Consider the following 23,985-nt stretch of genomic DNA (forward strand, 5'->3'; position numbering starts at 1 on the left):
GGCGACAACGTGTCGATCACCGTCAAGCTGATCGCCCCCATCGCCATGGAAGAAGGCCTGCGCTTCGCCATCCGTGAAGGCGGCCGTACCGTCGGCGCCGGCGTCGTGGCCAAGATCCTGGCGTAACTTGCGAGTGCACGAGGAGATACCATCATGTCCAAGCAAAAGATCCGCATCCGTCTCAAGGCCTTCGACTACAAGCTGATCGACCAGTCGGCAGCCGAGATCGTGGACACCGCCAAGCGCACCGGCGCCATCGTCAAGGGACCCGTGCCCCTGCCGACGCGCATGAAGCGCTTCGACATCCTGCGCTCGCCGCACGTCAACAAGTCGAGCCGTGACCAGTTCGAAATCCGCACCCACCAGCGCCTGATGGACATCGTCGACCCGACCGACAAAACCGTCGACGCGCTGATGAAGCTCGACCTGCCCGCGGGCGTCGACGTGGAAATCAAGCTGCAGTAACACGGCCCGGCGGCATGCCGCCACCCGTTTGAAGCCCGTCCGGCATTCGTGCAGGGCGGGCTTTTCCAATGCCGCTTCCGTTAATGCCTGCGAAGCGTTGCCATGGCTTGCGCCAATTCTCCAGGCGGGCTAGAATGCGCGGCTCTGCCCGATTTGCGTTCATTGCAGATCGGGCGGAATTTTTATCAACCTTCTTTCGCGCACGCGCAACTCGAACTAGCGCGTGCAAACGCAGCGGCCAATTGCAGTCGTTGCGGCGGGAGTTTTGGAGAAAACACATGAGTCTGAGCAACTCCCTCGGGTTGCTGGGTCGCAAGGTGGGCATGATGCGTCTCTTCACCGATGAAGGGGACGCAGTGCCCGTCACGGTGGTGGACGTGTCCAACAACCGCGTGACCCAGGTCAAAACCCAAGAGAACGATGGCTACGTCGCCCTGCAGGTGACGTTCGGCGCGCGCAAGGCTTCGCGCGTGGCCAAGCCCCTGGCGGGCCATCTGGCCAAGGCCGGTGTCGAAGCCGGCGAGATCATCCGTGAATTCCGCGTGACCGCTGACGCGGCGGGCCAGTACCTGGCCGGCGGCGTGGTCAAGGCCGAGTCGCTGTTCGCGGTCGGCCAGAAGGTGGACGTGCAAGGCACCTCCATCGGCAAGGGCTTCACCGGCACGATCAAGCGCCACAACTTCAAGTCGCAGCGCGCGTCGCACGGCAACAGTCGTTCGCACAACGTTCCGGGCTCCATTTCGATGGCGCAGGATCCGGGCCGCGTGTTCCCGGGCAAGAAGATGTCGGGCCACCTGGGCGACGTGACCGTCACCACCCAGAACCTCGACGTGATCCGCGTGGACGAAGCCCGTCAGCTGCTGCTGATCAAGGGCGCCATTCCTGGCGCCAAGGGTGGTTTCGTGACCGTGCGTCCGGCCGTCAAGGCCAAGCCGCAAGCTGCTGAGGGAGCGAAGTGATGCAACTCGAACTCCTGAACGAACAAGGCCAGGCGGCTTCCAAGTTCGACGCGCCGGAAACCGTGTTCGGCCGTGACTACAACGAAGACCTGGTGCATCAGGTCGTCGTCGCGTTCCAGGCCAATGCGCGCCAGGGCACCCGTGCCCAGAAGGACCGCGAACAGGTCAAGCACTCGACCAAGAAGCCTTTCAAGCAAAAGGGAACGGGCCGCGCCCGTGCCGGTATGACGTCCTCGCCGCTGTGGCGCGGCGGCGGCCGGATCTTCCCGAACATGCCTGACGAGAACTTCTCGCACAAGATCAACAAGAAGATGTACCGCGCCGGCATGGCCTCCATCTTCTCGCAGCTGGCGCGCGAAGGCCGCCTGGCGGTGGTGGATTCGCTGAAGGTGGATTCGCCCAAGACCAAGCAGCTCGCCGACAAGTTCAAGGCGATGAACCTGCAATCGGTGATGGTGATCGCCGAAGAGGTCGATGAGAACCTGTACCTGGCATCGCGCAATCTGGTGAACGTGCTGGTCGTCGAGCCGCGCTACGCCGATCCGGTGTCGCTGGTGCACTACAAGAAAGTGCTCGTCACCAAGGGCGCGATCGACAAGCTCAAGGAGATGTTCGCATGAGCACCCCCATCGCGAAGTTTGAAGAAGGTCGTCTGATGGCGGTGCTGGTCGCGCCTATCGTGTCCGAGAAGGCCACGATGGTGGGCGAGAAGTCCAACGCCGTCACGTTCAAGGTGCTGCAGGACGCCACCAAGCCGGAGATCAAGGCCGCTGTTGAACTGATGTTCAAGGTCCAGGTCAAGGGCGTGTCCGTGGTCAACACCAAAGGCAAGACCAAGCGTTTTGGCAAGTCCATCGGCCGCCGCGACAACGTGCGCAAGGCCTATGTGACGCTGCAACCGGGTCAAGAGCTGAACCTGTCCGGGGAGGCCGCGTAATCATGGCTGTCATCAAGATGAAACCGACCTCGCCCGGCCGCCGCGCCGTGGTCAAGGTCACGCGTGATCACCTGTACAAGGGTGCTCCGCACGCAGCCCTGCTGGAGCCCCAGTTCCAGAAGGCTGGCCGCAACAACAACGGCCACATCACCACCCGCCACAAGGGCGGTGGCCACAAGCACCACTACCGCGTGGTCGATTTCGTCCGCAACAAGGACGGCATCCCGGCCAAGGTGGAACGCATCGAGTACGACCCGAACCGCACGGCCCACATCGCCCTGGTGGTGTATGCCGACGGCGAGCGCCGCTACATCATTGCCCCGCGCGGTGTCGAGGCCGGTGCCACGCTGGTGTCCGGTTCCGAAGCGCCGATCCGCGTCGGCAACACGCTGCCGATCCGCAACATCCCGGTGGGTTCGACCATCCACGCCATCGAACTGCAGCCCGGCAAGGGTGCGCAGATCGCGCGTTCGGCAGGCTCTTCCGCCACGCTGCTGGCCCGCGAAGGCACCTATGCCCAGGTCCGCCTGCGTTCCGGCGAAGTGCGCAAGATCCACATCGAGTGCCGCGCCACCATCGGTGAAGTCGCCAACGAAGAGCACAGCCTGCGCCAGCTCGGCAAGGCCGGTGTGAAGCGCTGGATGGGTATTCGCCCGACCGTGCGCGGTGTGGCCATGAACCCGGTCGATCACCCCCACGGCGGTGGTGAAGGCAAGACCGGCGAAGGCCGCCACGCAGTCGATCCGTGGGGCAATCTGACCAAGGGTTACCGCACCCGCAACAACAAGCGCACGCAGGTCATGATCGTGTCGCGTCGCAAGAAGTAAGGGATAGCAAATGACTCGCTCTCTCAAAAAGGGTCCGTTTGTTGACCACCACCTCGTGGCCAAGGCCGACAAGGCCGTGACGACGAAGGACAAGAAGCCGATCAAGACCTGGTCGCGTCGCTCCATGGTCTTGCCCGAGTTCATCGGCCTGACCATCGCCGTGCACAACGGCAAGCAGCACGTGCCCGTCTACATCACCGACCAGATGGTCGGCCACAAGCTGGGCGAATTCGCCCTGACGCGCACGTTCAAGGGTCACCCCGCGGACAAGAAAGTCAAGAAGTAAGGAGCACCGACATGTCTGAAACACGTGCAGTCCTCCGCGGCGTCCGTCTCTCGGTCGACAAGGGTCGTCTGGTCGCTGACCTGATCCGCGGCAAGAAAGTGGACCAAGCCCTCAACATCCTGTCCTTCACGCAAAAGAAGGCCGCCGGGATCGTCAAGAAGGTGCTCGAGTCGGCCATCGCCAACGCCGAGCACAACGACGGTGCCGACATCGACGAACTGAAGGTCAAGACCATCTATGTCGAGCAGGGAGCCACCCTCAAGCGCTTCACTGCGCGGGCCAAGGGCCGCGGCAACCGCATCAGCAAACCCACGTGCCATGTGTACGTGACGGTGGGCAACTAACAGAAGGTCTGGAAGATATGGGACAGAAAATCCACCCGACCGGCTTCCGTCTTTCGGTGAGCCGCAACTGGTCCAGCCGCTGGTATGCCAACAACCGTGACTTCGCCGGCATGCTGGCCGAAGACATCAAGGTGCGCGAGTTCCTCAAGGCCAAGCTCAAGAACGCGGCCGTCTCGCGCATCCTGATCGAGCGTCCCGCCAAGAACGCCCGCATCACCATCTTCTCGGCACGTCCGGGCGTGGTGATCGGCAAGAAGGGCGAAGACATCGAAAACCTCAAGCGCGAGTTGGCGACCCGCCTGCGCGTGCCTGTTGCCGTCAACATCGAGGAAGTGCGCAAGCCCGAAATCGATGCCAAGCTGATCGCCGACTCGATCACCCAGCAGCTCGAAAAGCGCATCATGTTCCGCCGCGCCATGAAGCGCGCCATGCAGAACGCGATGCGCCTGGGCGCCCAGGGCATCAAGATCATGTCGTCGGGCCGCCTGAACGGCATCGAGATCGCGCGTTGCGAGTGGTACCGTGAAGGTCGCGTGCCGCTCCACACCCTGCGCGCCGACATCGACTACGGCACCTCCGAAGCCAAGACCACCTACGGCGTCATCGGCGTCAAGGTCTGGGTCTACAAGGGCGACACCCTGGGCCGCAACGACCTGCCGGCCGTGGTAGAGCCGCGTGACGACGAGCGTCGTCCGCGTGGCCCGCGCCGCGATGGCCGCCCGGGTGGCGACCGTCCGGGTGCCGACCGCCGTGGTCCGCGCCGCGATGCCCGCCCCGCAGGCGGCAACGTGGCGCCTGCCGACGGCAGCGACAAGCCCGCCGGTGCGGGCGGTGCCGCCGCCGACCCCTCAGCCGTTAAGCGCGTCCGCAAGGTAGCCGCGCCCGCTGCAGCAGCGGACGGTGCCAAGACCGAGTAATCGGTCGCATAAGGAAGAAACATCATGCTGCAACCCGCTCGCCGCAAATACCGCAAGGAGCAGAAGGGCCGCAACACCGGCATCGCCACCCGGGGCAACTCGGTGGCGTTCGGTGACTTCGGTCTGAAGTGCACCGACCGCGGCCGCCTGACGGCCCGCCAGCTCGAGGCCGCACGCCGTGCGATCTCCCGTCACGTCAAGCGTGGCGGCCGCATCTGGATCCGTGTTTTCCCCGACAAGCCGATCTCCACCAAGCCCGCAGAAGTGCGGATGGGTAACGGCAAGGGCAACCCCGAGTACTACGTGGCTGAAATCCAGCCCGGCAAGATCGTGTTCGAGATTGTCGGCGTGCCGGAAGAGCTGGCGCGTGAGGCGTTCCGCCTGGCCGCTGCCAAGCTGCCGCTGCGCACCACGTTCGTCGCCCGCCAGCTCGGCGCTTGATCAGGAGAAATCGACATGACCAAAGCTGCTGAACTGCGCCAAAAAGACGTTGCCGGTATCGAAGCCGAAATCAAGGCCCTGCAGAAAGCCCATTTCGGTCTGCGCATGCAGAAGGCCACGCAACAACTCAACAACCTGTCGACGCTGCGCACCACGCGCCGCGACATTGCCCGTGCCAAGACCATCCTTGCCCAAAAGCAGGCCGAGTCCCAGGCTGCCAAGTAAGGAGTGACCATGACGGAAGCTAAAAAATCCCTCAAGCGCACCTTGATCGGCAAGGTCGTCAGCGACAAGCGTGCCAAGACCGTGACGGTGCTGGTCGAGCGCCGTGTGAAGCACGAGCTCTATGGCAAGATCGTCGCCAAGTCGAGCAAGTACCACGCGCACGACGAGAACGGTGACTACCACCTGGGCGATCTGATCGAGATCACCGAGAGCCGCCCGATCTCCCGCACCAAGAACTGGGTCGCCACGCGCCTGGTTCAGAAGGCTGCGGCGGTCTGAAGCTGCTGACCCGGCTTCGGTCCCGTACCGTATGAAGGCGGCCCACCCTCGGTGGGCCGTTTTTCTTTCTGGGGCGCCGATCCCCGGCGCCCTGCAACTGCAAGGAGTGGAAACATGATCAAGGTTGGCGACAGGCTTCCGGCGGCAACGCTGATGGAGTATTCCGAAGTCGAAGGCAATGGCTGCAGCATCGGCCCGAACCCTGTGGACGTGCAGCAGGCCGCCGCCGGCAAGACGATTGCGCTGTTCGCCGTGCCGGGGGCGTTCACGCCCACCTGCTCGGCCAAGCACGTGCCGGGCTATGTGGAACATGCCGCAGCCTTCAAGGCCGCCGGCGTGGATGAGATCTGGTGCCTGTCGGTCAACGATGCCTTCGTGATGGGGGCCTGGGCGCGTGACCAGAAGACCGGCGGCAAGCTGCGCATGCTGGGCGACGGCAGTGCCGCCTTTGCCCAGGCCACCGGCCTGACGCTGGACCTGACCGGCCGCGGCATGGGTGTGCGCAGCAACCGCTACTCGATGCTGGTGAAGGACGGCGTGGTCGAGAGCCTCAACATCGAAGCGCCCGGCAAGTTCGAGGTGAGCGACGCTGCCACCCTGCTGGTGCAGGCCAAGGCCGCCTGATTCCCAAGACGAAGCTCAGCCGAGATCGACCTTGAGGTAGTGCGAGCCCGCCAAGGGGTTGTGGTAGTACGGCGGGATTTCCTCGAAGCCGAGCTCGGAATACAGCTCCCTGGCGGCCTCCATGCCATCGAGCGTGTCCAGCAGCACGCAGGCATAGCCGGCCTGGCGCGCCACGTCGAGCATGGCCTCGGCCAATTGCCGGCCCAGTCCGAAGCCGCGAAACGCCTTGCGCACGTACAGGCGCTTCATCTCGCAGGCATTCGGATAGTCGGCCGAATCCAGCGGCCGCAGCGCGCAGCAGCCGGCAATGGCGTCGTCCACCCGGGCCAACAGGATGCACCCGCGCGGGGGCGCATATTCGCCGGGCAGTCCGGCCATTTCGCCGGCGAAGTCCTGGAAGGAGATATCCACGTCCAGGCTGTCGGCGTATTCCTGGAAGATGCTGCGCACCACCTCCATCGTTTCGGGCTGGGCGGGGCTGAACAGGGAAATGGAAGGTGGCTGATCCATGGCGGAACGATTCTGGCGGCGCTCGAGAGGGGCCCGCGGTCCGGCCCTACAGGTTCGACAGCCACCACGCCAGCGCCCCGCACGCGGCCAGCACGGCCGCCGCGCCCACGAGGGAGCGGGCATCGTCGCGCGACGAGGGCGCCGGCATGGGCAGCCGCTTGTCGCCATGCAGCATGGGCCCGATCAGCGCACGCTTGCGTATCAGTGCATAGAACAGGATGGCCAGCAGGTGCAGGGCCACCAGCACGTAGAGCAGGTACTGGCCGACCTCCTTGTGGTACCAACTGGCCAGGCCGACCGTGTCGCCTGACACGAAGCGCGCCAGCGGGCCGGCAAAGGCGATCTCGTCGTCGCTGGTCAGGCCGCTGGCCACCTGCAGCAGCAGCGCGGCCAGCATGGTGCACACCGCGAGTGCGCCCAGTGGCGTATGGCCGACGCTGTCGACGGCGCCGTCACCCTCGCCACGTAGATACCGCCTCAGCCGTGCGGGCGTGCACGCAAAGCTGGCAAAGCGCGACCAGCGCCCGCCCACCAGGCCCCAGACGAGGCGAAACGCCAGCAGGGCCAGCATGGCATAGCCCAGGCGCAGGTGCCACTCCATGGCGTTGCCGCCCAGTTTGGCGGTGACGACCAGGGCCACGGTGATGGTGGCCAGCGACCAGTGGAAAAGCCGGGTGGGCAGATCCCAGACGCGGATGGTGTGCGGCATGGCGTTGTCGCGGGGCAGTGCGAAGGAAAGCGCCTATTGTGGCGCATGCAGGGCGCGCGGCAGTCGGGATTGCCATTGCGGCCGGCGTGCGCCGGGCGATACTGTCCGCTGGCAAGCGGGAAAACGCGCTTGCCGCTCCGTCATTTCCCACGAAAGGCGCATCCCATGCACATCAAACACCTCGCCCTCACCGCTGCCGCCTCGGCGGCCCTGCTGCTGTCGCTGCCGGCGGCCGCCCAATTCGCCAAGTCCGAAGACGCCATCAAGTACCGCCAAAGCGCCTTGTTCGTGATGGGGCAGCATTTCTCGCGGCTGGGTGCCATGGCCAGCGGCCGTGCCCCGTTCGACGCGAAGGTGGCGCAGGAGAACGCCGACATCGTGGCCGCTCTGGCCAAGCTGCCCTGGGCGGGCTTTGGCCCCGGTACCGACAAGGGCGCGCCGACGAAGGCCAAGCCCGAGGTATGGACGGAGCAGGCCAAGTTCATGGAGCTTGCGGACAAGATGCAGGCAGAGACGCTCAAGCTGGCCGCGGCAGCCAAGACCGGCAGCCTGGACGAGGTCAAGGCCGCCTTCGGCCCCGCCGCCAACTCCTGCAAGGCCTGCCACGACGCCTACCGCAGCCGTTGATCAGGCTTCGGCCAGCAGGCGTTCGATGAGCTTGTGCAGCGCGGCGAAATCAGGGGCGCCTACGAAGCTCTTCACGATTTCGCCGCGCTTGTTGACGATGAAGGTCGAGGGGGTGAGCTGCACGTCGCCCCAGGCCTTGGCCACCGCGCCGGTGTTGTCGATCGCCACCTTGAATGGGAGCTTGCGCGTCTCGGTGAAATTCACCACGTAGCTCGGCGGGTCGTAGCTCATGGCCACGGCCAGCGTCTCGAAGCCCCTGTCCTTGTACTTGTCGTAGGTGGCGACGATCTCCGGCATCTCCGCCACGCAGGTGGTGCAACTGGTGGCCCAGAAATTCACCAGCGTGACCTTGCCGCGCAGGTCGGCGGTGGTCTGGCGCGAGCCGTCGAGCAGCACGAAAGTGGATGCGGGCGCAGCGGCGGTGCCGCCGTGCCAGAAGGCGGCGGCGCCCAGGCCGAGCACGGCGGCGATCGCGGCGGCGTAGAGAAGGCGTTTCATGGCGGTTGGCGGTCTGTGCGCACGGGCCCAGCCTTCGGAGTGTAGGCCGTTTGCCGCGCGCGCGCGGGGGGGTTGAGCCGCCGCGGGCGGCAAAGGTTCCGCAAAGCGGCGTGCGCCGGCACCGGCCGGCCCTCCGATAATCCGAGCATGCGACTGCCTGCCGCCAGCGCCGCGCTGTTCTGCGCCGCCCTTCTTGCCGCCTGCACGCCAGACCTGAACTGGCGCGAGGTGCAGCTGCCGCCCACCCCCCTGCAGGCCCTGCTGCCCTGCAAGCCGGACGAGGGAGAGCGGCCGGTGCTGCTCGCCGGCCTGTCCGTGCGCATGCACATGCTGGGCTGCGATGCCGCTGGCGCCACCTTCACCGTGGCCTGGGTCGAGGTGGCCGAGCCGGCGCAACTCGGCGCGGTGCTCGGGGCCTGGCAGGACGCGTCGCTGGCCCGCATGGGCCTGGTGTCCGGGCCCGACGCGCCGGCCGGGCGGGCCTTCGTGCCCGCCGGCGCCATTGCGCTGCCGCAGTCGGTGCGCCTTGCGGCCACCGGGCGGCGGCCGGACGAGGGTGGTGCGGTGAGCGTGCAGGCGGCCTGGTTTGCCAGCACGCGCGCCGGCAAGGCCTATGCCTACCAGGCGGCCATGTACAGCCCACGCGTGGAACCGGCCACGGCCGAGAACTTCCTGGCCGGACTGCACGTGCCCTGACGGCCGGCACATAATCCGATGGTGCACCGCAACGCCTCGCCCAACCGCATCTTCATCATCGCCCACGCGCCGCTGGCCCATGCCCTGCGCCAGTGCGTGCTGCACGTGTTCCCGGACGGTGGCGAGGGCGTGATGGCGCTCGATGTGCAGCCCAACGTCTCGCCTGAGGAGACGCTGGCGTCCGCGCGCATCATCTTGCAACAGCAGCGCGGCGGCGGCACGCTGGTGCTGACCGACGTGTTCGGCGCCACCCCCTGCAACGTCGCGCAGCGGCTGGTCGATGGCGTACGCTCCAAGCTCGTGACCGGCGTCAACCTGCCGATGCTGCTGCGCACCGTCACCTACCGCCACGAGGCGCTCGACGCGCTGGTCGCGCGCGCGGTGGTCGGTGGCACGCAGGGCGTGATGCAGGTCGCCATCACCGCACCGCAGAACCAGACCCGTCGCAAACATGATCCAGAAGAACATAACCATCAGCAATAGGCTCGGGCTGCATGCCCGGGCGTCGGCCAAGCTCACCAAGCTCGCCGGCAGTTTCCCGTGCGACGTGTGGATCGCACGCGGCGAGCGCAAGGTCAACGCCAAGAGCATCATGGGCGTGATGATGCTGGCCGCGGGCATCGGCACCGAGGTCCGGATCGAGACCGAGGGCGCCTCCGAGCAGGCCGCGATGGACGCAATCCTGGCGCTGATCCAGGACAAGTTCGGGGAGGGCGAGTGATCCAGCGCCCCTTGCTGCCCGGCCGCGGAGGCGCCGCGTGACCTTCGCCGTGCATGGCCTCGCCGTGGCCCGTGGCATCGCCATCGGGCGGGCGGTGCTGGCGGCGTCCAGCCGGATCGACGTCGCGCACTATTTCATCGACCCCGGCAGCGTGCTCTCCGAGATCGCGCGCGTGCGCTCGGCGCGCGACGCCGTGAAAGAGGAGCTGCAGCGGCTGCAGCAGACCGTGGCGCTGATGAGCGCCAAGGAGGCGCCGCAGGAGCTGTCGGCGATCCTCGACGTGCACCTGATGCTGATGCAGGACAAGGAGCTGGAGGAGGGCGTCAAGCACTGGATCATCGACCGGCTCTACAACGCCGAGTGGGCGCTGACCACCCAGCTCGAGGCTATCTCGCGCCAGTTCGACGAGATGGAGGACCCCTACCTGCGCGAGCGCAAGGCGGACCTGGAGCAGGTGGTGGAGCGCATCCTGCGCTACATGAAGGGCGTGGCCTCGCCGGTGGCGCCGCCGCCCGCGCGGCCGGCGCCGCGCCAGCAGGACCTGCAGCTGGGCGACACCGAGGACGTGCCGCTGGTGCTGGTCGCGCACGACCTGTCGCCGGCCGACATGCTGCAGTTCAAGCAGAGCGTGTTCGCCGGTTTCGTGACCGACGTGGGGGGCAAGACCTCGCACACGGCCATCGTCGCGCGCAGCATGGACATCCCGGCGGTGGTCGGTGCGCGCAGCGCGAGCCAGCTGGTGCGCCAGGACGACTGGGTGATCATCGACGGCGACGCCGGCGTGATGATCGTCGATCCGTCGGCCATCATCCTGGCCGAGTACGGCTTCAAGCAGCGGCGCGGCGACCTGGAGCGCGAGCGCCTGGCGCGGCTGCGCCACACGCCGGCCGTCACGCTCGACGGCGAGCGCGTGGAGCTGCTGGCCAACATCGAGATGCCCGAGGACGCGGAGGCGGCGCTCAAGGCCGGCGCCGCGGGCGTGGGCCTGTTCCGCAGCGAATTCCTGTTCATGGGCCGGCAGGGCCACCTGCCCGACGAAGAGGAGCAGTACCACGCCTACCGCCGCGCGGTGGAAGGCATGCAGGGGCTGCCGGTCACCATCCGCACGGTGGACGTGGGCGCCGACAAGCCGCTGGACGACACGCGGCGCGACAACGCCCACCTGAACCCGGCGCTGGGCCTGCGCGCGATCCGCTGGAGCCTGGCCGACCCCGCGATGTTCCGCACCCAGTTGCGCGCCATCCTGCGCGCCGCGGTGCATGGGCCGGTGCACATGATGATCCCCATGCTCGCGCACGGCAGCGAGATCCGCCATACGCTGGCCCTGATCGACCATGCGCGCGCCGAACTCGACAACGCCGGCATCGCCTACGGCAACCCGCAGATCGGCGCCATGATCGAGATTCCCGCGGCCGCGCTCACGCTGCCCCTGTTCCTGCGCTACTTCGACTTCCTCTCCATCGGCACCAACGACCTGATCCAGTACACGCTGGCCATCGACCGGGCGGACGAGTCCGTGGCCCACCTGTACGACCCGCTGCATCCGGCCGTGCTGCGCCTGGTGGCCGACACCATCGCGGAATGCCGGCGCCAGCGCAAGGGCGTGAGCATCTGCGGCGAGATGGCGGGCGACACCAGCATGACGCGCCTGCTGCTGGGCCTGGGCCTGCGCACCTTCTCCATGCATCCGGCGCAGATCCTCGCCGTCAAGCAGGAGGTGCTGCGCTCCAACACCACGCGCCTGGCGCCCTGGGCGCAGCGCGTGCTGCAGGCCGAGGACCCGGCCGCGGCGATGGCCGGCTGAGGATGCCGCCAGGCGCCATGGCGCGGTATGGACGCCGTTTCCTGGAAATTTTTGGAAAAAAGTGGCTGTAGCCCAGGTGATATCTGGGTTTGTTGCTATAAAATATATAGCAAAGCAGGCATCACTCGCCCAGCGGCCGCAGCAGCTCGGCCACGTCGTTCTCGGTGAACAGGGGCTCGCGCCGCGCCACGGCGCCGCTGTAGAGGCTCTCGGCCAGCGCGGCCTTGCGCGCCTGCAGGCCCAGGATGCGCTCCTCGATCGTGCCCTCGGCCACCAGCTTGTAGACGAACACCTGGCTGCGCTGGCCGATGCGGTGGGCGCGGCCGGTGGCCTGCTCCTCCACCGCCGGGTTCCACCACGGGTCGTAGTGGATGACGGTATCGGCCTGCGGCAGGTTCAGGCCGGTGCCGCCGGCCTTCAGGCTGATCAGGAACAGCGGCACTTCGCCGGAGGTGAAGCGGGCGATGGCGCGCTCGCGCTGCTGCGTCTGGCCAGTGAGCTTGGTCCAGGCGATACCGCCGCGGGCCTTGAGCTCGTCCTCGATCAGGCCGAGCATGGTGGTGAACTGCGAGAACAGCAGCACGCGCCGGCCTTCGGCCAGCATCTCGGGCAGCAGCTCCATCAGCAGTTCGAGCTTGGCGGACTGGCGCAGGCGTTGGGCCGCCGGCACCGAGGACACCAGGCGCGGGTCGCAGCAGACCTGGCGCAGCTTGAGCAGCGCATCGAGCACCTGGATCTGCGATTTCGCCAGGCCCTTGTCCTGCAGCGACTGGCGCACGGCCTTCTCGGTGCTCAGGCGGATGGTTTCGTACAGGTCCGCCTGCGCGCCGCCGAGCGTGACGCTGGCGATGTTCTCCACCTTGGCGGGCAGTTCATCGGCGACCTCGCGCTTGTTGCGCCGCAGCATGAAGGGCGTGATGCGGCGGCGCAGCTGGTCCATGCGCTCGGGGTCGGCGTGCTTCTCGATCGGCGCGCGGAACAGGTCCTTGAAGCGCGCCTGGCTGCCCAAGAAGCCGGGCATCAGGAAGTGGAACAGGCTCCACAGCTCGCCCAGATGGTTCTCCAGCGGCGTGCCGGTCAGGCACAGGCGGTGCCGGGCGTCGAGTTCGGCCACCACCTGCGCCGCGTGGGTGCTGGCGTTCTTGATGTTCTGCGCCTCGTCCAGCACCACCAGGTGCCAGGGCTGGACCTGCCAGCGGGCACGGTCGCGCTGCAGCAGCGAGTACGGCGCGATCACCAGGTCGCAGTGCGCCAGCGCATCGGCTGCCGCATGCCGCTCCTTGCCGTGCCAGACCTGCGTGCGCAGCTCCGGCGCAAAGCGCGCGGCCTCGTGCCGCCAGTTGCCCAGCAGGCTGACCGGCGCCACCACCAGGCAGGGCCGGTCGAGCCGGCCGGCCTGCTTTTCGATCAGCATGTGGGCCAGCGTCTGCAGTGTCTTGCCCAGCCCCATGTCGTCGGCCAGGATGCCGGCCAGGCCGTGCGTGCGCAGGAACTGCAGCCATTCCAGGCCGCGCTGCTGGTAGGGCCGCAGCGTGGCGCGCAGGCCCGCGGGCGGCGGCACTTCGGGCAGGCGCTCATGGCCGCCCAACTGGCGCAGCATCTCGCGCAGCTGCGCCGCGCCTTGCCATTGCGCACCTTCGCCCAGCGAGGCGCCCAGGCGCAGCGCCTCCAGGCGCGAGAGCCGCAGCAGCTCGCCTTCCAGGTCCTGCGCGCTGCGGTCGCCGACCAGGTCGAGCAAGGCCTGCAGCCAGGGCCGCAGCGGCGCGGAGGGCAGGCGCACGAAGCCGCCGTCCTCGCGCGGGCGCCAGATCCATTCGGGCAGCTCGGCGCCCTCTGCCGTGGGGCGCAACTGCTCCAGCAGTTCGGGCAGCCAGGGCAGCACGTTCTGGCGCCGGCCGTCGATCTCGATGCCGAGCGAGAGGTCGAACCAGCGCGAACCGCCCGCTTCCTCCGGCACCTCGCCGTGCAGCTCCAGCGCGTCGTCCGTGGCGGCGGACACCAGCCGCACGTCCAGCGCGTCGGCATGCTGGATGAAGCCGTGCAGGCGCGGGTCCAGCTCCAGCGCGAAACCGGAGGCGCGCAGCGGCGCATAGTCGCTGTCGGCCCAGTCCAGCCAGGGCGAGGGGCCGGCGCCGGGCATCAGGTGGTGCCGGCCCTGGCCGTCGTCTTGCAGGCCCAGGCGGTTCAGCGCCTGCCGGGCGTCCAGTTCCGTGGCCATGTGCCGCTGCAGCAGCACCCGGCGGCCGCCGTGCTCCACCAGCACCCGGCCTTCGTGGTGCGGCCAGTAGTGGCAAAGGCCCTCGTAGTCAAAGCGCAGCGTGGCGCGCAGCAGGCCGAGCCGGGCCGTGTCCTGTGGCGGCACGGGCTCCAGGCGCAGCCGCGCGACCGGGATCACGTCCCGCACCGTCTCGGGCGGCGTCACCGTCGGCGGCAGCGGCAGGCCCGCCAGGCGGCCCAGCAGCGCGGCCTGCTGGCTGTCGAAAGCGGACTGCGGGATGGGCGGCGCGCTCAGCAGCAGCGGCAGATGCTGCTCGGCGATGCCGGGCGCCTCTGCCACGCCGCACAGCCCCGCCGCGGTGTCCAGGTAGAGCGGCGGCTGGCTGGTGAACAGGCGCGCTTCGGCGGCATGCCCGGCCAGTTGCGGGCGCAGCGCCCACAGCGGCTCCGGAACCGATGGCCGGGTGAGTTCGCTCCACTGCCAACCGATGCCGCGCGGCGGGCCCCACTGCAGCGCCTCCCCGCTGATCTGCCCCTGCGCGTCGGCCATGAACAGCCGGCCCGTGCCTGCCGCCAACTGCAGGGCCAGCACGCCGGCGCGGCCTTGCACCACGCCCTGGAGCGTGCCGTAGCCCTGCTGCTGCAGCGAGGCGATCAGCCGCATGCACTCCTGGTCCTCGGCGGTCTCGCCGGTCGCGCTGCCGCCGTAGGGTGTGTAGTAGGGGGCCTTGACCTTGGTCCAGCCGCCGCGGCGCAGCGGGCGTGCGCGGCCCCAGCGCAGCATCAGCAGCCGCGGGCCCCCGTCCTCGCGTGTGCGGCGCTGCTCGGACAGCAGATAGACGTTGCGGTCCAGCGTGGGAGCGGGCGGCGCCGGCGCGGCATCGGCTGCGCCGAACAGGTCCAGCCATTGGCTCACCTGGCCTTGCGCCCGCGCCAGCATCTGCGCGGGTAAGGGCGGCGCGGCGGTGGGGGCGGTCTGCCGCTGGACGCCGCCGGTCTTGTAGGCGGCCTTGAGCGTGAGCGCCACGGCATGCTTGCAGTTGTGGCCGACCGGGCAGCTGCATTCACCCGCGAAAACGGTGATGCGGCCCTGGCCATCGACTTCGAGGTCGACGCTGGTCTCGTAGGGCTCGCGCTCGCTGCCGCGGACTTCACCGTCGATGTGCCACTCGCTGCTGCTGGCCGCGCTCAGCGCGTAGTCAAGCACGCATTGCTTGCGGTAGACCTCCAGCGCGCGCGCATAGGTGGCCGGCGAGACCCGCGCCAGCAGCGACTGCGGGTCGAGCAGGAAAGCGGCCGGCATCAGGCTCCGGCTGGGTTCAGGACGTGTTCGGCTTGCTGGTCCGCGTGGTAGCTGGAGCGCACCATCGCGCCGACGGCGGCGTGGGTGAAGCCCATCTTGTAGGCCTCTTCCTCGAACATCCTGAACACGTCGGGGTGCACGTAGCGGCGCACCGGCAGGTGGCTGGTGCTGGGCGAGAGGTACTGGCCGATGGTCAGCATGTCGATGTCGTGCGCGCGCATGTCGCGCATGACCTGCAGGATTTCCTCGTCGGTCTCGCCCAGGCCGACCATGATGCCGCTCTTGGTCGGCACGCTCGGGTGCAGCGCCTTGAACTTCTTCAGCAGGTTGAGGCTGAACTGGTAGTCGCTGCCCGGGCGCGCCTCCTTGTAGAGGCGCGGCGCGGTCTCCAGGTTGTGGTTCATCACGTCGGGCGGGGCGGTCTTGAGGATCTCCAGCGCGCGGTCGTCGCGGCCGCGGAAGTCGGGCACCAGGATCTCGATCTGGGTCTGGGGCGACAGTTCGCGGATGTTTCGGATGCACTCGACGAAATGGCCGCTGCCGCCGTCGCGCAGGTCGTCGCGGTCCACGCTGGTGATCACCACGTACTTCAGGCGCAGCCTGGCGATGGTGCGCGCCAGGTTCAGCGGCTCGTCCTTGTCCAGCGGGTCGGGGCGGCCATGGCCGACGTCGCAGAACGGGCAGCGCCGGGTGCACTTGTCACCCATGATCATGAAGGTGGCAGTGCCCTTGCCGAAGCACTCGCCGATGTTGGGGCAGGAGGCTTCCTCGCACACGGTGTGCAGGTTGTTCTCGCGCAAGATCTGCTTGATCTCGTAGAAGCGCGTGCTCGGGCTGCCGGCCTTGACGCGGATCCAGTCGGGCTTCCTGAGCGCCTCGCCCTGCTCGACCTTGATCGGGATGCGCGCGAGCTTGGCCCCGGCCTTCTGCTTGGCCAGCGGGTTGTAGGTGGCGAGGCTCTGGGCTTCGCGGACGACTTCTGTGGTGCTCATGGCGCGTTCCGGCGGGGCAGGGGTGGGGTCAGGGTGCGAGGTAGATGCCGAGCTTGTGCCCCAGCACCGATGCGGCCTCGTCCCAGGAGGCGGTGACGCCGATTGTAGAAAGGTCCACCGTGCGCAGCCCGGCGTAGCCGCAGGGGTTTATGCGCAGGAAGGGCTCCAGATCCATCGCCACGTTCAGGGCGATGCCGTGGTAGCTGTAGTGCCGGCTCACCTTGATGCCCAGCGCGGCGATCTTGCCCAGGCCGCGGAACGGATCGCCTGCGGGCATCGGGCCGGCGAGCGCGGCATGCGAGAACGGGTCGTCCAGCCGCACGTAGATGCCGGGCGCACCGGTCACGCGGTGGCCCGTGACCCCGAAATGCGCCAGCGTGCTGATCACCGACTCCTCCAGGCGGTAGACGTATTCCTTGACGTGGCAGCCCGCGCGCCGCAGGTCCAGCAAGGGGTAGGCCACCACCTGGCCGGGGCCGTGGTAGGTCACCTGGCCGCCGCGGTTGGTGGGCACGACCGGGATCGTGCCCGGATGCAGCACGTGGTCGGCCTTGCCGGCCAGGCCCTGGGTGAAGACCGGGTCGTGCTCGCACAGCCACAGCGCGTCGGCCGTGTCCGCCGTGCGCCGGGCGGTGAAGTCCTGCATGGCTGCGTACGTGGCGGCGTAGTCCACGCGCCCAAGCCGGGTGGCGGCAAGGCTCATGGGGCGCTGCGCGAGGTCACAGCACGACCTTCACCATCGGGTGCGAGGACAGCGCGCGGTACAGGTTGTCGAGCTGCTCGCGGCTGGTCGCCGTCACGGTGATGGTGATGCCCAGGTAGTTGCCTGCCTTGCTGTCGCGCAGTTCGATCGTGGAGGCGTCGAACTGCGGGTCGTACTCCTCGGCGATGGCCGTGATGGCGTGCACCAGTCCATCGACCTTGGTGCCCATGACCTTGATCGGGAACAGCGAGGGGTATTCGATCAGCGAGTCCTTGCGCGGGTCGCTGCCGGGCGTGGTGGGCGTGGTGCTCATGCGTTGTCCTTGGTGGAGAGGTGCGATGCGGCGCGGCGTGGAAGAGTGCGTGTTTCGCCGATGGCCATCACAGAGAAGTCCGCCTCGCCCAAGCCCCGCGCCGCGCGGGCGGCGGCGAGGTCGCGCGGCGGCTGGTCGAGCGCCTCGTCGGTGAGGGCGAAGGTGCCCCAATGAATGCCGAAGCTGCGCTTGGCGCCGAGGTCCAGGTGGATCTGCACCGCCTCGCGCGGGTCCACGTGCTGCTTGCGCATGAACCAGCGCGGCTCGTAGGCGCCGACGGGAATCAGCGACGCATCGAAGCCGCCGCCTTGTGCCGCGCCCTGCCGGGCCGCGAAATGCGAGCGGATGTCGGTGAAGTCGGGCGAATAGCCGGTGTCGCCGGCGAAGAACAGGTGGAATTCCGGCGTCAGCACCGCGAAGCCACCCCACAGCCTGGCCAGCCGGTCCCGCAGGCCGCGGCCGCTCCAGTGCTGGGCCGGCGTGAGCGTGGCCTCCGCCACGGCGCCGCCCGTCTGCACCAGGTGCGTGTTCCACCAGTCGAGTCCGACCGCGCCCCGCACCCCGTGGCGCGCCAGCCAGGGCCTGATGCCCAGCGGCACGATGAACAGCGGCGGCCCGCCGGCCTGCGCGGCGAGGGCGCGCACCGACGCCGTGTCCAGGTGGTCGTAGTGGTTGTGGCTGATCAGCACCAGGTCCACGTGCGGCAACTGCGCCGCCGCCAAGGCCGGCGCCTGCATCCGGCGCGGGCCGATGAAGGGCAGGGGCGAGGCGCGGTCGGAAAACACCGGGTCGGTCAACAGCGTGAGGCTGCCCGCGCCGGCAGGCAACTGCGCCAGCATGGAGGAGTGGCCGATGGAGGTAAGGGCCGGCTGCATCGCTGCGCCCGCCTCTGCATTGGCCCGCAGGAAGGCATGGTCGGGCGCCACGACACGGGGCACTTCCCGGGGCGCGTGCGGCGACCCGGCGCGCCTCGCCTCGCGCCTCCAGCGCAGCAGGTCACGCAGGCCGCGCGGCGTGAAATCGCCATAGCGGTTCTGGAAACCATGCGGGCGATGGTGCGGTCTGGCCGCGTCGTAATACGGGTTCAAGATCAGCGGGGCGGTTGCCGGCAGATGCTGGCCTTCGGGTTGGAAAACCCTCTGCCGGAGGCTCTGCGCGCCATTGTCGCGCAGCATCGAAAGGCGACCGCGCAAGCAGTCTTTCCCGATGAGCCGCCGGGTCATGGAGGAAGTGCCCGGGCTTATACCTATAATCAATGGCTTTGCTGAATTTTGGAAACCGTAACACAGGCTTCGCTCACAGATGAAACCCGTGGCTACAGATTCCGACATGGAGGCAGGCGAGCCCGAATTCAAGCCGCTTACCGCCGATGAGGCGCAAAGGTTGCGCGAACGGCATCCGCAGGTATCGCCCTGGCGGGTGGTCGCCGGGCAGGTGATCGTCGGTGTACTGCTGGCCCTGGGGGTCTGGGTGGTCACCGGGCAGTCACGCATGGCATGGTCGGCCGCCTGGGGCGCGCTGGCCGTGGTGGTGCCCGCAGCCTTGTTCGCGCGGGGCATCACGCGCCGGCGGGCTGCTGGAAATGCGGCCGCCGCGGTGGCCGGGTTTCTGGGATGGGAAATCGTCAAGATCGTACTGACCGTTGCCTTGCTGGCGGCGGCGCCCCGGGTGATCCCGGGGCTCAGTTGGCTCGCGCTGTTGCTGGGCATGGTGTTGACGATGAAGGCGTATTGGATCGCACTGCTGGTGCGTTCGAAGCGCACAACCGGTTGATGGATCGTTCATTGTCGAGAAGAGTTCAAGGAAGTTACTGAGATGGCCGCAGAAGGACACGCCCCGACCGCCAGTGAATACATCGTTCACCACCTGACGCACTGGCAGGTCAACTGGGATTTCGAACCTGTCAAGCAGGTCAAGATCATCGATTTCAATGTCATCAACCTTGACTCGATCCTCTATGCCGCCGTGCTCGGGGCGCTGGGTTGCTTTGTCCTGTGGCTGGCCGCGCGCAAGGCCAGCTCGGGTGTGCCCGGCCGCTTCCAGGCCGCCGTCGAGATGCTGGTCGAGATGGTGGACAACCAGGCCAAGGCCAACATCCACAACGCCAAGAGCCGCCGCTTCATCGCGCCGCTGGCCCTGACGGTGTTCGTCTGGATCTTCCTGCTCAATGCCATGGACATGCTGCCGGTCGACTTCCTGCCGCTGGTGTGGCAGGCCGTGCACACTGCGGCGGGCGGCGATCCGCATCACGCCTACATGCGCGTCGTGCCGACCGCCGACCTCTCCACCACCCTCGGCCTGTCGACCTCCGTGCTCCTGCTGTGCCTGTTCTACAGCGTGAAGATCAAGGGCGTGGGCGGCTGGGCGCACGAACTCGTGTCGGCTCCGTTCGGCACCAGCAAGAATCCCGTGTTCGCCGTGATCCTGGGCATCGTCAACTTCTTGATGCAGGTCATCGAGTATGTCGCCAAGACCGTGTCGCACGGCATGCGGCTGTTCGGCAACATGTATGCGGGTGAACTGGTCTTCATGCTGATCGCGCTCATGGGTGGCGCGGCTGCGGCGTCGTTGTCGGGGGTGCTGCTGCCTATCGGGCACATCATCGCCGGTACGGTCTGGGCGATCTTCCACATTCTGGTGATCACGCTCCAGGCCTTCATTTTCATGATGCTGACCCTGATCTATCTGGGCCAGGCGCATGAAGCCCACTAGTTCACGCTAGTTCTCTTCGTTCCCTTTCCAACTCTCTCAATCTCTCCAAAGGAATCATCATGGAAAACGTTCTCGGTCTCGTCGCTCTGGCTTGTGGTCTGATCGTGGGTCTCGGCGCCATCGGCGCTTCGATCGGTATCGCATTGATGGGCGGCAAGTTCCTGGAGTCGTCGGCACGCCAGCCTGAACTGATCAACGAGCTGCAAACCAAGATGTTCATCCTGGCCGGCCTGATCGACGCGGCTTTCCTGATCGGCGTTGCCATCGCTCTGCTGTTTGCCTTCGCCAACCCCTTCGTTCTGGCCTGATTCCCGTCCAACGCCCTCTTTAGAAAGGTGTTGCCGTGAGTATCAACGCGACCCTGTTCGTTCAGGCGATCGTCTTCTTGATCCTCGTGCTGTTCACGATGAAGTTCGTGTGGCCGCCGATCGCGAAGGCGCTTGATGAACGAGCCCAGAAAATCGCCGATGGCCTCGCTGCTGCAGATCGTGCCAAATCCGAACTGACCGCTGTCAACCAGCGCGTCGAGAAGGAACTGGCCGAGACGCGCAACGAAACCGCGCAGCGCCTGGCAGATGCCGAGCGCCGCGCGCAGTCCATCATCGAGGAAGCCAAGGCCCGTGCCGTCGAGGAAGGCAACAAGATCGTTGCCGCCGCTCGCGCAGAAGCCGAGCAGCAGACCGTCCGTGCGCGTGAAGCGCTGCGTGAAGAGGTGGCGGCACTGGCCGTAAAGGGCGCCGAACAGATCCTGCGCAAGGAAGTCGACGCCCGTGTCCATGCCGACCTGCTGTCGCGCCTGAAGACCGAGTTGTAGAAGGACGACCACCATGGCTGAACTCGCCACGATTGCGCGCCCCTATGCCGAAGCGCTGTTCAAGTCCGCAGCCGGCGGCGACCTGACCGCCACCGCGGCCTGGGTCGACGAACTGGCCGCGATCGCTGCGAACCCGCAGCTCGCCCAGTTCGCCGACAACCCCAAGGTGAGCGCCGAGCAGGTCTTCGACCTGATCGCAGGCGTTGCCCGTACGCCGCTGCCCGACGCGGCGCGCAATTTCCTGCGCGCCGTGATCGAGAACGGCCGCCTCGCGGCGCTGCCTGAAATGGCCACCCAGTTCCGTGCGCTGAAGAATGCGCAGGGCGGTTCTTCCGACGCGGTGGTCTACAGCGCCTTTCCGATCGACGCCGCAGCCCTGGCCGAACTCGGCCAGGCGCTGCAAAAGCGCTTCGGCGGCCAGCTCAATCTGAGCGTGCAGCAGGATCCGTCGCTGATCGGCGGCGTGCGCGTCGTGGTTGGCGACGAGGTGCTCGACACCTCGGTCAAGGCCCGTCTTGAACAAATGAAGGTGGCCCTCTGCGCGTAATGCGCGGCCCGGGCTTCCCGCTAACCTCAAAGAGAAGGAAAGAGTCATGCAACTCAATCCCGCAGAAATTTCCGAACTGATCAAGAGCCGCATCGAAGGGCTGGCGGGCAGCGCCGACATCCGCAACCAGGGCACCGTCGTGTCGGTGACCGACGGCATCGTGCGCATCCACGGCCTGTCCGACGTGATGCAGGGCGAAATGCTGGAGTTTCCGGCCGGCTCCGACGGCCAGCCGTCTTACGGCCTGGCACTGAACCTCGAGCGCGACTCGGTCGGCGCCGTGATCCTGGGCGAGTACGAGCACATCTCCGAAGGCGATACCGTCAAGTGCACGGGCCGCATCCTGGAAGTGCCGGTCGGCCCCGAACTGGTGGGCCGTGTGGTCAACGCACTGGGCCAGCCGATCGACGGCAAGGGCCCGATCAACGCCAAGATGACCGACGTCATCGAAAAGGTCGCGCCGGGCGTGATCGCCCGCAAATCGGTCGACCAGCCGCTGCAGACCGGCCTGAAGTCCATTGACTCCATGGTGCCGATCGGCCGCGGCCAGCGCGAGCTGATCATCGGCGACCGCCAGACCGGCAAGACGGCTGTGGCGATCGACGCCATCATCAACCAGAAGGGCCAGGGCGTAACCTGTATCTACGTCGCCATCGGACAGAAGGCGTCGTCGATCAAGAACGTGGTGCGCGCGCTGGAGCAGGCTGGTGCCATGGACTACACCATCGTCGTGGCGGCGTCCGCTTCCGAATCGGCCGCCATGCAGTACGTGTCGGCCTACTCCGGCTGCACCATGGGCGAGTACTTCCGCGACCGCGGAGAAGACGCGCTGATCGTCTATGACGACCTGTCCAAGCAGGCCGTGGCCTACCGCCAGGTGTCGCTGCTGCTGCGCCGGCCGCCGGGACGCGAAGCCTACCCGGGCGACGTGTTCTATCTCCACAGCCGTCTGCTCGAGCGCGCCGCGCGCGTGAACGCCGACTACGTCGAAGCCTTCACCAAGGGTGCCGTCAAGGGCAAGACCGGCTCGCTGACCGCGCTGCCGATCATCGAGACGCAGGCCGGCGACGTGTCGGCGTTCGTGCCGACCAACGTGATCTCGATCACCGACGGCCAGATCTTCCTGGAAACCAGCCTGTTCAACGCCGGCATCCGCCCCGCCATCAACGCCGGTATCTCGGTGTCGCGCGTCGGTGGCGCCGCGCAGACCAAGCTCATCAAGGGCCTGTCCGGCGGCATCCGTACCGACCTGGCCCAGTACCGTGAACTCGCTGCGTTCGCGCAGTTCGCCTCGGATCTGGACGAAGCCACGCGCAAACAGCTCGACCGCGGCGCCCGCGTGACCGAACTGCTCAAGCAGCCCCAGTACAGCCCGCTGCCGATCAGCCTGATGGGCGCCACGCTGTTCGCGGTGAACAAGGGCTTCCTCGACGACGTGGACGTGAAGAAGGTCCTGTCCTTCGAACACGGCCTGCACCAGTTCCTCAAGACCAGCCACGGCGCTCTGCTCGACAAGCTCGAGAAGGCCAAGGCCATGGACAAGGACGCCGAGGCAGAACTCACCACCGCGATCACCTCGTTCAAGAAGTCCTTCGCCTGATTCCGGTCGGGTGAAGGTCTAAGGAGTCCCAATGGCAGCAGGCAAGGAAATCCGCGGCAAGATCAAATCGGTGGAAAACACCAAGAAGATCACCAAGGCCATGGAAATGGTGGCCGCGTCCAAGATGCGCAAGGCGCAGGACCGCATGCGTGCGGCCCGCCCGTACAGCGAGAAGGTTCGCGCCATCGCCGCCCACCTGGGCGAGGCGAATCCGGAATACACGCACCCGTTCATGCAGACGAACGATGCGAAGACCGCCGGCTTCATCGTGGTCACCACCGACAAGGGTTTGTGCGGCGGCATGAACACCAACGTGCTGCGCGCCGTCACCACCAAGCTGCGCGAGCTGCAGTCGCAGGGCGTGCAGGCCGAGGCGGTGGCGATCGGCAACAAGGGCCTGGGCTTTCTCAACCGCATCGGCGCACGCGTGGTTTCCCACGTCACGGCGCTGGGCGATACGCCGCACCTGGACAAGCTGATCGGCCCGGTCAAGGTGCTGCTCGACGCCTATGCGGAAGGCCGCGTCAGCGCCGTCTACCTCTGCTATACCCGCTTCATCAACACGATGAGGCAGGAGTCGGTGGTGGAGCAACTGCTGCCGCTGGCCACCGAGACGCTCAAGAAGGAGCCCGGCGCACCGGCCTGGGATTACATCTACGAGCCCGACGCGCAGACGGTCATCGACGAACTGCTGGTGCGCTATGCCGAGTCCCTGGTCTACCAGGCGGTGGCGGAGAACATGGCGTCGGAGCAGTCGGCCCGCATGGTGGCCATGAAGGCCGCCACGGACAACGCCGGCAACGTCATCGGCGAACTGAAGCTGGTCTACAACAAGACGCGCCAGGCAGCGATCACGAAAGAACTTTCGGAGATCGTTTCGGGTGCCGCGGCTGTCTGACGGCCCGCAAGTCACGT

General features: G+C 67.1%; 32 protein-coding genes and 1 pseudogene. 25 read left to right on the forward strand and 8 right to left on the reverse strand.

All coding sequences use genetic code 11. From position 1 onward, the window contains the following. From tuf to JHD63_RS08165, 13 genes and pseudogenes are all read left to right on the forward strand, one after another. Positions 1-126: pseudogene (tuf, locus tag JHD63_RS08105) on the forward strand (elongation factor Tu); the annotation flags it as partial. A gap of 27 nt (positions 127-153) precedes the next feature. Beyond that, a complete protein-coding gene (gene rpsJ, locus JHD63_RS08110; protein WP_054257904.1) occupies positions 154-465 on the forward strand; it encodes a 30S ribosomal protein S10 in 312 nt (103 codons plus the stop codon). A gap of 278 nt (positions 466-743) precedes the next feature. Continuing rightward, the gene (gene rplC / locus JHD63_RS08115) at positions 744-1,424 is read left to right on the forward strand and encodes a 50S ribosomal protein L3 (RefSeq protein ID WP_198970244.1); all 681 of its coding nucleotides are present in this window, start codon (positions 744-746) and stop codon (positions 1,422-1,424) included. After that, a complete protein-coding gene (rplD, locus tag JHD63_RS08120; protein WP_198970245.1) occupies positions 1,424-2,044 on the forward strand; it encodes a 50S ribosomal protein L4 in 621 nt (206 codons plus the stop codon). The genes rplC and rplD overlap by 1 nt, the downstream gene beginning before the upstream one ends. Then, positions 2,041-2,361 (forward strand): 50S ribosomal protein L23, encoded by a 321-nt coding sequence (gene rplW, locus JHD63_RS08125; protein ID WP_198970246.1) that lies wholly within the window; start codon positions 2,041-2,043, stop codon positions 2,359-2,361. Before rplD ends, rplW begins: the two co-directional genes overlap by 4 nt. Positions 2,362-2,363: 2 nt before the next feature. Next, the gene (gene rplB / locus JHD63_RS08130) at positions 2,364-3,188 is read left to right on the forward strand and encodes a 50S ribosomal protein L2 (RefSeq protein WP_198970247.1); all 825 of its coding nucleotides are present in this window, start codon (positions 2,364-2,366) and stop codon (positions 3,186-3,188) included. A gap of 10 nt (positions 3,189-3,198) precedes the next feature. Then, a complete protein-coding gene (gene rpsS / locus JHD63_RS08135; protein ID WP_198970248.1) occupies positions 3,199-3,474 on the forward strand; it encodes a 30S ribosomal protein S19 in 276 nt (91 codons plus the stop codon). A gap of 11 nt (positions 3,475-3,485) precedes the next feature. Next, complete coding sequence (rplV, locus tag JHD63_RS08140; protein ID WP_198970249.1) at positions 3,486-3,818, forward strand: 50S ribosomal protein L22; 333 nt, start codon at positions 3,486-3,488, stop codon at positions 3,816-3,818. Between the two features lie 17 nt (positions 3,819-3,835). Next, complete coding sequence (gene rpsC, locus JHD63_RS08145; RefSeq protein ID WP_198970250.1) at positions 3,836-4,735, forward strand: 30S ribosomal protein S3; 900 nt, start codon at positions 3,836-3,838, stop codon at positions 4,733-4,735. A 24-nt stretch (positions 4,736-4,759) separates the two neighbouring features. Then, entirely contained in the window at positions 4,760-5,176 is a 417-nt protein-coding gene (gene rplP / locus JHD63_RS08150) for a 50S ribosomal protein L16 (RefSeq protein ID WP_198970251.1), read from the forward strand. 15 nt (positions 5,177-5,191) lie between these two features. Continuing rightward, entirely contained in the window at positions 5,192-5,401 is a 210-nt protein-coding gene (rpmC, locus tag JHD63_RS08155; RefSeq protein ID WP_198970252.1) for a 50S ribosomal protein L29, read from the forward strand. Between the two features lie 9 nt (positions 5,402-5,410). Beyond that, positions 5,411-5,680, forward strand: a complete 270-nt coding sequence (rpsQ, locus tag JHD63_RS08160; RefSeq protein WP_198970253.1) for a 30S ribosomal protein S17 — start codon at positions 5,411-5,413, stop codon at positions 5,678-5,680. Positions 5,681-5,794: 114 nt separating this feature from the next. After that, complete coding sequence (locus tag JHD63_RS08165; protein ID WP_198970254.1) at positions 5,795-6,304, forward strand: peroxiredoxin; 510 nt, start codon at positions 5,795-5,797, stop codon at positions 6,302-6,304. A 15-nt stretch (positions 6,305-6,319) separates the two neighbouring features. On the opposite strand, the gene JHD63_RS08170 is transcribed toward JHD63_RS08165, so the two are convergent. After that, positions 6,320-6,814, reverse strand: coding sequence for a GNAT family N-acetyltransferase (locus tag JHD63_RS08170; RefSeq protein WP_198970255.1), 495 nt, complete (start codon positions 6,812-6,814; stop codon positions 6,320-6,322). A gap of 46 nt (positions 6,815-6,860) precedes the next feature. Next, a complete protein-coding gene (locus tag JHD63_RS08175; protein ID WP_198970256.1) occupies positions 6,861-7,523 on the reverse strand; it encodes a cytochrome b/b6 domain-containing protein in 663 nt (220 codons plus the stop codon). Between the two features lie 165 nt (positions 7,524-7,688). On the opposite strand from JHD63_RS08175, the gene JHD63_RS08180 reads away from it, so the two are divergent. After that, the gene (locus JHD63_RS08180) at positions 7,689-8,150 is read left to right on the forward strand and encodes a c-type cytochrome (RefSeq protein ID WP_198970257.1); all 462 of its coding nucleotides are present in this window, start codon (positions 7,689-7,691) and stop codon (positions 8,148-8,150) included. On the opposite strand, the gene JHD63_RS08185 is transcribed toward JHD63_RS08180, so the two are convergent. Further along, the gene (locus JHD63_RS08185) at positions 8,151-8,648 is read right to left on the reverse strand and encodes a TlpA disulfide reductase family protein (RefSeq protein ID WP_198970258.1); all 498 of its coding nucleotides are present in this window, start codon (positions 8,646-8,648) and stop codon (positions 8,151-8,153) included. Positions 8,649-8,795: 147 nt separating this feature from the next. On the opposite strand from JHD63_RS08185, the gene JHD63_RS08190 reads away from it, so the two are divergent. Genes JHD63_RS08190 through ptsP form a run of 4 tightly spaced genes read left to right on the forward strand, consistent with a single transcriptional unit; the run spans position 8,796 to position 11,869 of the window. Beyond that, a complete protein-coding gene (locus JHD63_RS08190) occupies positions 8,796-9,344 on the forward strand; it encodes a hypothetical protein (RefSeq protein WP_198970259.1) in 549 nt (182 codons plus the stop codon). Between the two features lie 21 nt (positions 9,345-9,365). After that, positions 9,366-9,827 (forward strand): PTS sugar transporter subunit IIA, encoded by a 462-nt coding sequence (locus JHD63_RS08195; RefSeq protein ID WP_370590427.1) that lies wholly within the window; start codon positions 9,366-9,368, stop codon positions 9,825-9,827. Beyond that, positions 9,796-10,065, forward strand: coding sequence for an HPr family phosphocarrier protein (locus JHD63_RS08200; protein ID WP_198970261.1), 270 nt, complete (start codon positions 9,796-9,798; stop codon positions 10,063-10,065). The genes JHD63_RS08195 and JHD63_RS08200 overlap by 32 nt, the downstream gene beginning before the upstream one ends. Before the next feature lie 37 nt (positions 10,066-10,102). Further along, complete coding sequence (gene ptsP, locus JHD63_RS08205) at positions 10,103-11,869, forward strand: phosphoenolpyruvate--protein phosphotransferase (protein WP_198970262.1); 1,767 nt, start codon at positions 10,103-10,105, stop codon at positions 11,867-11,869. A 121-nt stretch (positions 11,870-11,990) separates the two neighbouring features. On the opposite strand, the gene JHD63_RS08210 is transcribed toward ptsP, so the two are convergent. Genes JHD63_RS08210 through JHD63_RS08230 form a run of 5 tightly spaced genes read right to left on the reverse strand, consistent with a single transcriptional unit; the run spans position 11,991 to position 18,485 of the window. Then, a complete protein-coding gene (locus JHD63_RS08210) occupies positions 11,991-15,389 on the reverse strand; it encodes a DEAD/DEAH box helicase (RefSeq protein ID WP_198970263.1) in 3,399 nt (1,132 codons plus the stop codon). Next, the gene (gene lipA / locus JHD63_RS08215; protein ID WP_198970264.1) at positions 15,389-16,381 is read right to left on the reverse strand and encodes a lipoyl synthase; all 993 of its coding nucleotides are present in this window, start codon (positions 16,379-16,381) and stop codon (positions 15,389-15,391) included. The genes JHD63_RS08210 and lipA overlap by 1 nt, the downstream gene beginning before the upstream one ends. Before the next feature lie 28 nt (positions 16,382-16,409). Next, on the reverse strand, positions 16,410-17,084 hold the full coding sequence (lipB, locus tag JHD63_RS08220) for a lipoyl(octanoyl) transferase LipB (protein ID WP_198970265.1): 675 nt from the start codon (positions 17,082-17,084) through the stop codon (positions 16,410-16,412). Between the two features lie 16 nt (positions 17,085-17,100). Continuing rightward, the gene (locus JHD63_RS08225; protein ID WP_198970266.1) at positions 17,101-17,397 is read right to left on the reverse strand and encodes a YbeD family protein; all 297 of its coding nucleotides are present in this window, start codon (positions 17,395-17,397) and stop codon (positions 17,101-17,103) included. Further along, positions 17,394-18,485 (reverse strand): MBL fold metallo-hydrolase, encoded by a 1,092-nt coding sequence (locus JHD63_RS08230; RefSeq protein ID WP_233167804.1) that lies wholly within the window; start codon positions 18,483-18,485, stop codon positions 17,394-17,396. The genes JHD63_RS08225 and JHD63_RS08230 overlap by 4 nt, the downstream gene beginning before the upstream one ends. 214 nt (positions 18,486-18,699) lie before the next feature. Between JHD63_RS08230 and JHD63_RS08235 the strand changes: the two genes are divergently transcribed. Genes JHD63_RS08235 through atpG form a run of 7 tightly spaced genes read left to right on the forward strand, consistent with a single transcriptional unit; the run spans position 18,700 to position 23,968 of the window. Beyond that, complete coding sequence (locus tag JHD63_RS08235; RefSeq protein WP_198970267.1) at positions 18,700-19,170, forward strand: ATP synthase subunit I; 471 nt, start codon at positions 18,700-18,702, stop codon at positions 19,168-19,170. Between the two features lie 42 nt (positions 19,171-19,212). Next, complete coding sequence (gene atpB / locus JHD63_RS08240; protein ID WP_198970268.1) at positions 19,213-20,109, forward strand: F0F1 ATP synthase subunit A; 897 nt, start codon at positions 19,213-19,215, stop codon at positions 20,107-20,109. Between the two features lie 59 nt (positions 20,110-20,168). Continuing rightward, positions 20,169-20,417: a F0F1 ATP synthase subunit C gene (gene atpE / locus JHD63_RS08245; protein ID WP_166309855.1), complete on the forward strand. Its 249-nt coding sequence runs from the start codon at positions 20,169-20,171 to the stop codon at positions 20,415-20,417. 35 nt (positions 20,418-20,452) lie between these two features. Continuing rightward, positions 20,453-20,923 (forward strand): F0F1 ATP synthase subunit B, encoded by a 471-nt coding sequence (locus JHD63_RS08250; protein ID WP_198970269.1) that lies wholly within the window; start codon positions 20,453-20,455, stop codon positions 20,921-20,923. Between the two features lie 13 nt (positions 20,924-20,936). Further along, entirely contained in the window at positions 20,937-21,470 is a 534-nt protein-coding gene (locus JHD63_RS08255; RefSeq protein WP_198970270.1) for a F0F1 ATP synthase subunit delta, read from the forward strand. A 46-nt stretch (positions 21,471-21,516) separates the two neighbouring features. After that, positions 21,517-23,070 (forward strand): F0F1 ATP synthase subunit alpha, encoded by a 1,554-nt coding sequence (gene atpA / locus JHD63_RS08260; protein WP_198970271.1) that lies wholly within the window; start codon positions 21,517-21,519, stop codon positions 23,068-23,070. A gap of 31 nt (positions 23,071-23,101) precedes the next feature. Further along, positions 23,102-23,968 (forward strand): F0F1 ATP synthase subunit gamma, encoded by an 867-nt coding sequence (atpG, locus tag JHD63_RS08265; RefSeq protein WP_198970272.1) that lies wholly within the window; start codon positions 23,102-23,104, stop codon positions 23,966-23,968. Positions 23,969-23,985: the final 17 nt, after the last annotated feature.

Origin of the sequence: Xylophilus sp. ASV27 (genome assembly GCF_016428875.1) — a bacterium.
GTDB lineage: Bacteria > Pseudomonadota > Gammaproteobacteria > Burkholderiales > Burkholderiaceae_C > Xylophilus.